The organism is Geodermatophilus sp. SYSU D00779 (assembly GCF_054050595.1).
Map to the genome: position 1 here is coordinate 24,345 of NZ_JBJGZQ010000039.1, position 9,571 is coordinate 33,915.

8 protein-coding genes are annotated in these 9,571 nt (G+C 76.8%); 4 read left to right on the plus strand and 4 right to left on the minus strand.

Annotation, left to right across the window (positions count from 1 at the left end):
* The first annotated feature begins 35 nt into the window (after nt 1-35).
* A complete protein-coding gene (locus ACI79G_RS22895) occupies nt 36-1,547 on the plus strand; it encodes a leucyl aminopeptidase family protein (protein ID WP_456883335.1) in 1,512 nt (503 codons plus the stop codon).
* Entirely contained in the window at nt 1,547-2,977 is a 1,431-nt protein-coding gene (locus tag ACI79G_RS22900; RefSeq protein ID WP_456883336.1) for a hypothetical protein, read from the plus strand. The genes ACI79G_RS22895 and ACI79G_RS22900 overlap by 1 nt, the downstream gene beginning before the upstream one ends.
* 90 nt (nt 2,978-3,067) lie before the next feature.
* Here ACI79G_RS22900 and ACI79G_RS22905 read toward each other — a convergent pair whose 3' ends face one another.
* Entirely contained in the window at nt 3,068-4,582 is a 1,515-nt protein-coding gene (locus tag ACI79G_RS22905) for a phytoene desaturase family protein (RefSeq protein ID WP_456883337.1), read from the minus strand.
* Between the two features lie 146 nt (nt 4,583-4,728).
* Between ACI79G_RS22905 and ACI79G_RS22910 the strand changes: the two genes are divergently transcribed.
* On the plus strand, nt 4,729-5,124 hold the full coding sequence (locus ACI79G_RS22910; protein ID WP_456883338.1) for a hypothetical protein: 396 nt from the start codon (nt 4,729-4,731) through the stop codon (nt 5,122-5,124).
* Nucleotides 5,125-5,209: 85 nt separating this feature from the next.
* Complete coding sequence (locus ACI79G_RS22915; RefSeq protein WP_456883339.1) at nt 5,210-5,896, plus strand: DUF6766 family protein; 687 nt, start codon at nt 5,210-5,212, stop codon at nt 5,894-5,896.
* Nucleotides 5,897-5,966: 70 nt separating this feature from the next.
* Here ACI79G_RS22915 and ACI79G_RS22920 read toward each other — a convergent pair whose 3' ends face one another.
* From ACI79G_RS22920 to lepB, 3 genes are all read right to left on the minus strand, one after another.
* Nucleotides 5,967-7,643 carry a SpoIIE family protein phosphatase gene (locus tag ACI79G_RS22920; RefSeq protein WP_456883340.1) on the minus strand — a complete coding sequence of 559 codons (1,677 nt, stop codon included), beginning with the start codon at nt 7,641-7,643 and terminating at the stop codon, nt 5,967-5,969.
* A gap of 102 nt (nt 7,644-7,745) precedes the next feature.
* Nucleotides 7,746-8,822 carry a spore photoproduct lyase family protein gene (locus ACI79G_RS22925; protein ID WP_456883341.1) on the minus strand — a complete coding sequence of 359 codons (1,077 nt, stop codon included), beginning with the start codon at nt 8,820-8,822 and terminating at the stop codon, nt 7,746-7,748.
* A 115-nt stretch (nt 8,823-8,937) separates the two neighbouring features.
* Nucleotides 8,938-9,447, minus strand: a complete 510-nt coding sequence (gene lepB, locus ACI79G_RS22930; protein ID WP_456883343.1) for a signal peptidase I — start codon at nt 9,445-9,447, stop codon at nt 8,938-8,940.
* Nucleotides 9,448-9,571 lie beyond the last annotated feature (124 nt).

Here is a 9,571-nt window from a genome sequence, read left to right on the forward strand (position 1 = left end):
CCGCCGGCAGCACGCCGGCGACCGGGGCCGCACCGTTGCCGCGGGTCGAGGTCCTGTCCACCCTCCCGGCGCTGGGTGAGGACGACGTCCTGGCCGTGCCGGTCGGCAGCGGCACCGCCCTGCCCGGCTGGCTGAGCGGCCCGGACGCGCCGGTCGACGCCGTGCTGCTCGCCGGTGCGCTGGCCGACACCGGCAACACCGGTCGCCCGGGCAACGTCACCAACCTGCCGGTGCCCGGGCGCCGTCCGCGCAGCGTGGTCGCCGTCGGGATCGGTGACGCGACGCTGCCGGACCTGCGTGGCTACGTGGCCACCGCCGTCCGCCGCGCGCAGACCCTCGCCGAGCACGGCGCGCGCCGGCTGGTGCTGCCGCTGGACGACGCGGCGGCCCCCGCGGGCGCCGAGGAGGTCCGCGCCGCCGTCGAGGCCGCGCTGCTGGCCGGTTACCGCTTCCGCGAGACCTCCACACCGCACCCGCCGCGGCTGCGGACGGTCGCGGTCGTCGCCGCCGACGGCACCGACCCCGCGGTGACCGCCGCCGCGCGGGCCGGCGAGGTCACCGGGCACGCGGTCGCCTGGGCCCGCGACCTGGTCAACACGCCCAGCAACACGAAGGACCCGGCGTGGCTGGCCGCCGAGGCGGGGGAGCGGCTCGCCGGCCTCGACCACGTCACCGTGCGCGTGCTCGACCCCGACGACCTGAGGGCCGGGGGCTTCGGTGGCGTGCTCGCCGTCGGCGGCGGCTCCGCCTCCCCGCCGCGCGTGATCGTGGCGTCCTACCGGCCGCCGGGTGCCGCGCCCGGCCACCCCGTGCTGGTGGGCAAGGGCATCACCTTCGACACCGGCGGCATCTCGATCAAGCCCAACGCCGGCATGCGGGAGATGAAGACCGACATGGCCGGGGGCGCCGCCGTCCTCGCCGCGGTCGACGCCGCCGCCCGCCTCGGGCTGCCGGTCGCCGTCACCGCCGTCGTCCCGGCCGCGGAGAACGCCGTCTCCGGCTCCTCCTACCGCCCGGCCGACGTCGTCCGGCACGTCGGCGGGCGGACGACGGAGGTGCTCAACACCGACGCCGAGGGCCGGATGGTGCTCGCCGACGGCCTGGCGTGGGCGCGGCTGGAGCTCGGCGCCACCGTGCTGGTCGACGTCGCCACGCTGACCGGGGCGATGAAGGTCGCGCTCGGCACCCGCACCGCGGGGCTGTACGCGACCACCGACGGGCTGGCCGACGCGCTGCGCACCGCCGCCGGGCACGCCGGCGAGCAGGTGTGGCGGATGCCGCTGGCCGAGGAGCACGCCGACCTGCTGGAGAGCACCGTCGCCGACGCGAACAACGCACCGGGCAACCCGGGCGGCACCACCGCGGCGCTGTTCCTGCGCCCCTTCGCCGGGGACCTGCCGTGGGCGCACCTGGACGTCGCGGGGCCGGCCCGCGCCGGGTCCGACGACGCCGAGGTGGTCAAGGGCGGCACCGGCTTCGGCGCCCGCACCCTGCTGCGCTGGCTGGAGGCCGGCGCCCCGGTGGACGCGCCCGTGGTGGTCGACTGATGGCCGACGAGGGCGTCGTCTTCCCGGCCGGGCCGGACGGGCGGCGCAGCACCGCGGCGCTCGGCCGGGCCGTGGTCGCCGACGCGCTGCGCCCGGTCGACCCGGCCGGCGCCGGCGCGGCCGAGCGCGAGACCAACTGGCGAGCCGGGTACCTGCCGCACTTCCGCCGGCTGGTGGAGGCCGGGCTGGTCTCGCGGGAGGCGGCGCTGACGATCGCCGACGCGGGCCTGGCCTCGCTGCACCGGCGGATGCGGGTGGCCGGCCCGGACGGCGAGGAGACCGGCCTGGGCGACCTGGCCGGTGCCCCCGCCGGCCGCACCCTCACCACCGCGGAGGTCGCCGGCACCGCCGAGCCGGAGGGGGAGCTCTCCCTGCCCTTCCACGGCGAGCGGCTGCGCGGCGACGCGCTGCTGCGCCGGCTGGACACCTGGGTCGAGTGCGGCGTCCTCGAGCCCTCGGCCGCCGAGGCGGTGCGCACCGTCGTCGCGCACCCGGAGTGGCTGGCGTTGCCGGGCACCACCGTCGTCGTGCTCGGCGCCGGTGCCGAGATGGGGCCGCTGACCGCGCTGCTGCGCTGGGGCGCCCGGGTGGCCGGGGTCGACCTGCCCCGGCCGGCGCTGTGGGAGCGGCTGCTCGACACCGCCCGCCGGGGCGCCGGCACGCTGCTGCACCCCGACGGCGGGGCGGACCTGATCACCGAGGTGCCCGCCGTCGCCGACTGGGTGGCCGGTCTGCCGGGGCGCCCGGTGCTCGGCGACTACGTCTACGCCGACGGCGCCACCAACGTCCGGGTGTCGACGGCGGTCGACGCGCTCACCGTCCGGCTGGCCGCTGCCCGCGACGACGTCGCCCTGGCCTTCCTCGCCACGCCGACCGACGTCTTCGCCGTCCCGCCGGACGCGGTGGCGCAGTCGGTGCGCGCCTACGCCGGGCGGTCGCGGACGGCGAAGCTGCTGGGCCGGCCGCTGCGGACCCTGTCGGCCGGGCGGCTCCTGCAGCGGGCGTACCTGCCCGGCAGCGACCCCGGCGTGGTCGACAGCCTGGTGGCGCAGCAGGGCCCGAACTACGCGCTGGCCAAACGGCTGCAGCGGTGGCGGGCGACCGTGGCCCGCGCCGCCGGGACGACGGTGTCGTTGAACGTCGCCCCGCCCACCCGCACCCGCTCGGTGGTCAAGAACCGCGCCCTCGCGGCGGCCTACGCGGGGGCGCACCGGTTCGGCGTCGAGGTGTTCGAGCCGGCGACGTCCAACGTGCTCATGGCCGCGTTGCTGGTGCACGACCTGCACACCGGCGGTGGTCCGGCGCACGAGCACCCGTGGCAGGACGAGGCGTACGCCGCGGTGCACGGCGGGCTGTGGCGGTCGGCCTACGCCCCGCGCAGCGCGCTCGGACTGGCCGCCCTGCTCGGCTACGGCGCCGCCCGGAGCTGAACCAGGGCCCCCGCCACTCGCGGGCTCGCAGGCGGCCCTCTCGCAGGGTCCCGCCGCGAGCGTGCGAGCGGGGGGCAGGAGGGCCCTTTCTCAGGCCGGGCCGACGAGGCCGGTGACGATCTCCGCCGACAGGGCGACCAGCGGCAGTCCGCCACCGGGGTGCGACGAGCCGCCGACGAGGAACAGCCCCGGCACGGGCGAGGCGTTGCCGGGGCGCAGGAACGCCGCGCGGGCGCCGTTGCTCGACGTCCCGTAGATCGACCCGCCGACGCTGCGGGTGTCGCGCTCGAGGTCGGCCGGCGTCCGGACGACGCACCAGCGCACCCGGTCGCGGACGTCGAGCCCGCGGCGGGCCATCACCTCGAGCACCTGCTTCGCGTACCGGTCGGCGAGCCCAGGGGCGTCCCAGTCCACCCCGCCGACGGGGTCGTGCCCTGCAGCCTGTCGCGGCGCGTTGACCAGCACGAACCACGACTCGCTGTCGTCGTCGGGGCGGGTCGCCGGGTCGTCGGGCGCGCTCACGTACACGGTCGGGTCGGCGACCGGCTGCGGGGCGCCGCGGTGCCGGCCGACGCCGAAGACCGCGTCGAACTCGGCGTCGTAGTCGTCGGGGAACAGCACGGTGTGGTGCGCCAGCCCCGGCGTCCGCCCGCGCAGCGCCAGCAGCAGCACGAACCCCGAGAGGGACGGCGTGCTGCGGGCCAGGTCGCGGCGCACCCGCCGAGTCGGGCGGGAGGCGGGCAGCAGGTCGGCGTAGAGCGCCGCGGCGTCCGCACCGGAGACCACGACGTCGGCCCGCAGCACCTCACCGCCGGCCAGCCGCACCCCGGCTGCCCGGCCGCCCTCGACCAGCACCCGCTCGACGGCGGTCCCGGTGCGGACGACGGCGCCCCGCTCGACCGCCCGCGCCGCCACCGCCTCGCCCAGCCGGCGCAGCCCGCCGCGCACGTACCACGAGCCGAAGTGCTGCTCGACGTACGGCACGGTCGCCAGCACCGCCGGCGCGCGCCGAGGGTCGGAGCCGGAGTAGGTGGCATAGCGGTCGAGCAGCGTGCGCAGCCGCGGATCGCGCAGGTACGCCGTCCCCAGGCCGCGCAGCGTGCGCCACGGCGCGACCGTCGCGACGTCGGAGCCGCTGCGGGCCAGGCGGGCCAGCGTGGCCGCCCCGGCCAGCGGGGAGCGCAGGAACGGTCGCTCGGTGATCTCCCACATCCGGCCGGCCCGGGCCATCAGTGCCGACCACTGGGCGCCGGCCCCGGTCCCCAGCGCGGCGTCCAGCGCGCCGGGGACGGCCGCGGCGTCGCCGGGCACGGACAGCGGTGTCCCGTCGGCGAAGCGGTAGGCGACGGCGGGGTCCAGGCGCACCAGGTCGACGGCGTCCTCGAGCGGGCCGCCGGTGGCCGCGAACAGGTCGCGGTAGAGCTGGGGGAGGGTCACCAGGCTCGGCCCGGTGTCGAAGCCGTGCCCGTCGCGGGCGTACCAGCCGAGCTTCCCGCCGACCTGCGGAGCCTGCTCGAGCACCGTCACCGCGTGGCCCAGGGCGGCCAGCCGGGCCGCGGCCGCCAGGGCGCCGAGACCGGCGCCCACCACCGCCACCCGCGCCACGCCGCCACGGTACGGCGGGCAGGCCGCCGACCCCGGGGGCAACCCCCGTTCCCCCGCTCGGGGGACGACCGTTTGCCGCGGAAGCGGGCCGGGGTAGGCGGTCGCCGTCCCGGTCAGCACCGGAGGCGGAGGACAGGAGGGCACGAGTGCGTACCCCGACGACACTCAGGCTCGCCGCAGCGGCCCTGGCGACGGCAGCACTCGGTGGCTGCGCCGGTCTCCAGGAGGACGACGTCGCCCGGGTGGCCGGCGCCTTCGAGGACCCCGGCGCAGCCCCCGCCGACCGGTGCGCGCTGCTCGCGCCGTCGACGCTGGAGACCCTCGAGTCCGACGAGTCGGCACCGTGCGCCGACGTCATCGGCCAGCTCCCGCTGCCCGGCGGCGCGGTCGAGGCGGTGGAGGTCTGGGGCAGCGACGCGCAGGTCCGGCTCAGCGGCGACACGGTGTTCCTGACCGAGACGCCGTCCGGCTGGCGGGTGACCGCCGCGGCCTGCGAGCCCCGCGGCGAGCTGCCCTACGACTGCGAGGTGGAGGGGCCGTGAGGGGCGTCCGCGGGGTCTTCCTCGGCTATCTGGCGGTCATCCTGCTCGGGATCGCCTACGTCGTGGCGCTGGGGCTGATGGGCCGATGACCGCTCCCGGCTACGGCTTCCTCCGCGCCAACGCGCTGACCCTGGGGTTCGGCGGGCTCTTCCTCGTCACCCTCGTCGGCCAGGCGGTCGCCGGGACGGCCGACCACAACGCCCGGCAGGTGGCCGACGGCCTGCCCACCGTGTCCTTCCTCGACTACGTCACCTCGTCGTCCTTCGGTGTCGACGTCATGGAGAACTGGCAGTCGGAGTACCTGCAGTTCTTCCTCTACGTCTTCGCCACCGTCTGGCTGGTCCAGCGGGGCTCCTCGGAGTCCAAGGAGCCGGGCCAGGAGGGCACGGAGTCCGACCGCGAGCAGCAGGTCGGGCCACACGCCGACGAGAGCTCTCCCGTGTGGGCGCGCACCGGCGGGTGGCGGACGGCGGTGTTCTCCCGCTCGCTCGGCCTGCTCATGGGTGCCCTCTTCCTGCTGACCTGGGCCGCCTCCTCCGTGGTCGGCTGGGCCGCCTACAACGCCGAGCAGCTGGGCCAGCGGCAGGACCCGCTCAGCTGGGTCGGCTACCTCGGCGAGGCCGACTTCTGGAACCGGTCCTTCCAGAACTGGCAGTCCGAGATGCTCGCCGTCGGCTCGATGGCGATCTTCGCCGTCTACCTGCGCCAGCGCGGCTCGCCGGAGTCCAAGCCGGTGGGCGCCGCCCACGCCGACACCGGCCAGACCGGTTGAAGGACCCCGTCCTCCCCACCCTTCGCAGGCTCAGGGCGGGGCCCGGGACGGGGCCGCCCGTGAGGGGGGACTAGGCAGGGACGGCAAGGGCGAGGACGGCGAGGTCGTCGGCCTCGTAGCGTGAGTGGCGCAGCCGCTCCTCCACCACGGCCGTGATCGCCTCGACGGTCGCCTCCGCGTCCCCGCGACCTCCGGCGAGCACCCGGCGCAGCCCGTCCTCGCCGAACTGCGCGCCGGTGTCGTCGCGGGCCTCGGTGACCCCGTCGGTGTAGAGGACCAGCGTCGACCCCGGCGGCAGCTCAACCTCGACCACCGGGACGTCGAGGTCCGGGGTGATGCCCAGCGGCCGGCCGGGCACCCCGATCTCCCGCGGGCCGTCGGGGCAGGTGAGCACCGGCAGCGGGTGCCCGGCCACGCCGACGGTCGCGCGCACGCCGCCCGAGCCGGGGGAGAGCACCAGGCAGCAGGCGGTGACGAAGCGCAGCGGGCCGTCGGTCCGGGCGCGCAGCAGCGCCGCGTTCACCGCACGCAGCACCTCGGCCGGGCCGGCGGTCGTCTCGGCCGCCGGGCTGGCCGCCGCCCGGGCGGTGTGCCGGGTCAGCGCGGTGACCGCCGCGGCCTCGGCGCCGGTGCCGCAGACGTCGGCGATGAGCACCATCCAGCGGCCGTCCGGCAGCGGCATGACGTCGTAGGTGTCCCCGCCGACCAACCCGGCGCCGCCGCCCGGCCGGTAGCGCGCGGCCAGGTCGACGCCGCGGATGGCCGGCAGGTGCGAGGGCAGCAGGCTGCGCTGCAGCGTGTCGGCCAGCTGCCGCACCTCGGACTCGGCGCGCAGCCGGCCGAGGAACTGGCCGATCTGGCGACCGGCGTGGGCCAGCACGTCGAGCAGCTCGGCCGGCACCGGCCGCAGCTCCCGGGAGAAGAGCTCGCACACCGCGAGCAGCTCCTCGCCGCGCACCACGGGGAAGGCGACGCCGGTGCGCAGCCCGTCGGCGCGTGCGGCCGAGAGCCGCGTGAGGCGGGGCTGGGCCCACAGGTCCTCGACGACGACGGGCTCGCGACGGGACCAGACCAGCCCGGGCAGCACCTCGCCGCGGCCGATCCGGTGGGCGTGGGAGGCCGCGTGCAGTGCCGGTGCCTCCGAGCCGGGGGCGGTCCAGGTACCGACGTGGTGCAGCGACCGGCTGGCGCCGTCGGGCTCCCAGAGGGTGGCGGCGTCCCAGTCCAGCTCGGTGCACAGGGTCGGCAGCAGGTCGCGGAAGGCGACGTCGGCGTCGGGTGCCTCGGTCAGCGCGGCGGTGACCCGCAGCGTCGCCGCCAGGTAGCGGCTGACCATCAGCTGGCGCTCCAGCAGGATCGTGGTGCTCGCGTCGCGGAGGACGGCGACCACCCCCGCCGCCTCCGGCCCGGCACCCTCCGGCGGCGGCACCCTCGCCAGCGTGACGTCGACGGTGACCTCGTGGCCGTCGGCGTGCAGCGCCGGCAGCTGGGTGGTGCGCCCGGCCAGCTCACCCTGCCCGGTGACCAGGAAGCGGGTGAAGTCGGTGCCGTGGCCGCGGCGGAAGCGCTGGGGCATGAGGACCTCGAGCGGCCGGCCCAGGACGGCGCTGGGCTCATGGCCCAGCAGCACCCGCACGTGCGGGTTGACGTACGTGATCCGGCCCGCGGCGTCGGCGACGACCACGGTGTCCGGCAGCGCGGTCAGCAGGGACGGCGCCGTCACCGCGGCCTCGTGGTCGAGCGCCATCCCCTCACCTCCAACCCGGGGTTGCCTCCCCAGGGTCGCACACGTTGCGTCAGCGACCCGGCACGGCGTGTCGACACATCGACACGGAACGGGGTCGTTGCGCTAGAACGCGTAACGGATGCGCAGCCACGGGGCGTGCGCCGCGACGAGCTCCTGCACCCGGGCCACGCCCGCGCGCTTGACGTCGTTGCGGTAGCGCACGTTCCAGCTGCCGTTCTGGCTGCGCTTGGGCTGCTGGAGGTCCGGCCGCCAGAGCAGCTCCTCGGCCTGGGGGTGCCAGCCGAGGTTGACCTGGTGCAGGTCGCGGTTGTGGGTGAGCAGGATCACCTCGGCGGCGGCCTGCGCCTTGGCCGCGGGGGAGAGCTCGTCGTCCAGCCGGCGCAGCAGCTGCGCCCAGTCGGCCTCCCAGCCCTCGCGCAGCACGACGGGGGAGAGGTTGAGGTGCACCTCGTAGCCGGCCTCGACGAAGTCGTCGACCGCGGCGATCCGCTCGGCGACCCGGCTGGTGCGGATGTCGAGCACCTTGGCGTCGTCCTCGGGCATCACCGAGAAGCGGATGCGGGTGCGGCCGCGCGGGTCGAGCTCGAGCAGCTGCCGGTTGACGTACTTGGTGGCGAAGGAGGCCTTCGCCGTCGGCAGCTCGGCGAAGGTCGCCACCAGGTCGGCGACGTTGTCGCTGACCAGCGCGTCGACCGAGCAGTCGCTGTTCTCGCCGAGGTCGTAGACCCAGGCCTCCGGGTCGCACTGGTCGGGCTCGGTCTTGGGCCCCTGCCGGGCGACGTGCCGGCGCAGGTAGCCGGTGATCTGCTCGATGTTGGTGAAGACGGTGATCGGGTTGGCGTAGCCCTTCTGCCGCGGCACGTAGCAGTAGGCGCAGGCCATGGCACAGCCGTTGGCCGTCGAGGGGGCGATCCAGTTCGCCGAGCGGCCGTTGGGACGGGCGGTCAGCGACTTCTTGACGCCGAGCACCAGCGTCTCGGACTTGACGCGCACCCAGCGCTCGACGTTGCCCTCGTTGCCGTGCAGCTCGGGGATCTTCCAGTGCGAGGGGACCTCGACCACCTCGGCACCGGGGAAGCGGGCCAGGACCTGCTGTCCGCGGGGTGAGGCCAGGGCGGCGGGCTCGGCGTAGACCTGGCGCACCTGCAGCAGGCGGGACAGGTCGGCGGGGGCGGACACGGGGGACGACGCGGCGGGGTGGGCGGGGGACGAGGAGGTGGCGGTGCTTCCCACGCCCGGTACAGCACCGGGTGCCCGCAGGGTGTTCCTGCTGGTCGGCGCGTCGTCCCGGGTCTCAGCAGCCGGCAGAGGGCGAGGGCAGCGATCCCGGGACGGGCCACAGCCGCGCGGCCACCGTGCCGACGAGGCTGGACGCCGGCACCGGGCCGAACGCGCGCGAGTCCACCGATCCGTCGCGGTTGTCGCTGAGCAGGAACAGGTGCCCCTCCGGCACGGTCACCGGGCCGAACCAGACGCCGTCGAGCCGGGCGGGGTCGATCGCCGGCTCGCAGACCGCCGTCCCGTCGACGACCAGCACGCCGTCCTCGATGGCCACCTCGTCGCCGCCCAGCGCCACCGCCCGCTTGACCAGCATCCCGTCGTCGAACGGGTCGGTCACGGCGACCACGTCACCGCGCTGCACCGGCCCCTGCCCGTGCCGCACGAGCAGCAGGTCACCGGGCGAGACGGTCGGCGTCATGCTGTCGGAGTCGACGTGCATCGGCTGCAGCGGCAGCAGGCCGCAGGTCGCGGCCACGAGCAGCAGCGCCGTCCCGGCGGCGAGCCAGAGGACGGCGCCGCGCAGCCGCCGCCACGGGCGGCCGGGGGGGGGGGGGGGGGGGGGGGGGGCGGGGGGGGGGGGGGGGGGGGGGGGGGGGGGGGGGGGGGGGGGGGCGGGGGGCGGGGTGTGGGGGGGGTCGGGGGGGGGG

What these genes read in the sequence shown, in the direction of transcription:
- ACI79G_RS22920 (WP_456883340.1), bottom strand. Translation starts at nt 7,643, where the DNA reads ATGGCGCTCGACCACGAGGCCGCGGTGACGGCGCCGTCCCTGCTGACC.
- ACI79G_RS22900 (WP_456883336.1), top strand. Translation starts at nt 1,547, where the DNA reads ATGGCCGACGAGGGCGTCGTCTTCCCGGCCGGGCCGGACGGGCGGCGC.
- ACI79G_RS22915 (WP_456883339.1), top strand. Translation starts at nt 5,210, where the DNA reads ATGACCGCTCCCGGCTACGGCTTCCTCCGCGCCAACGCGCTGACCCTG.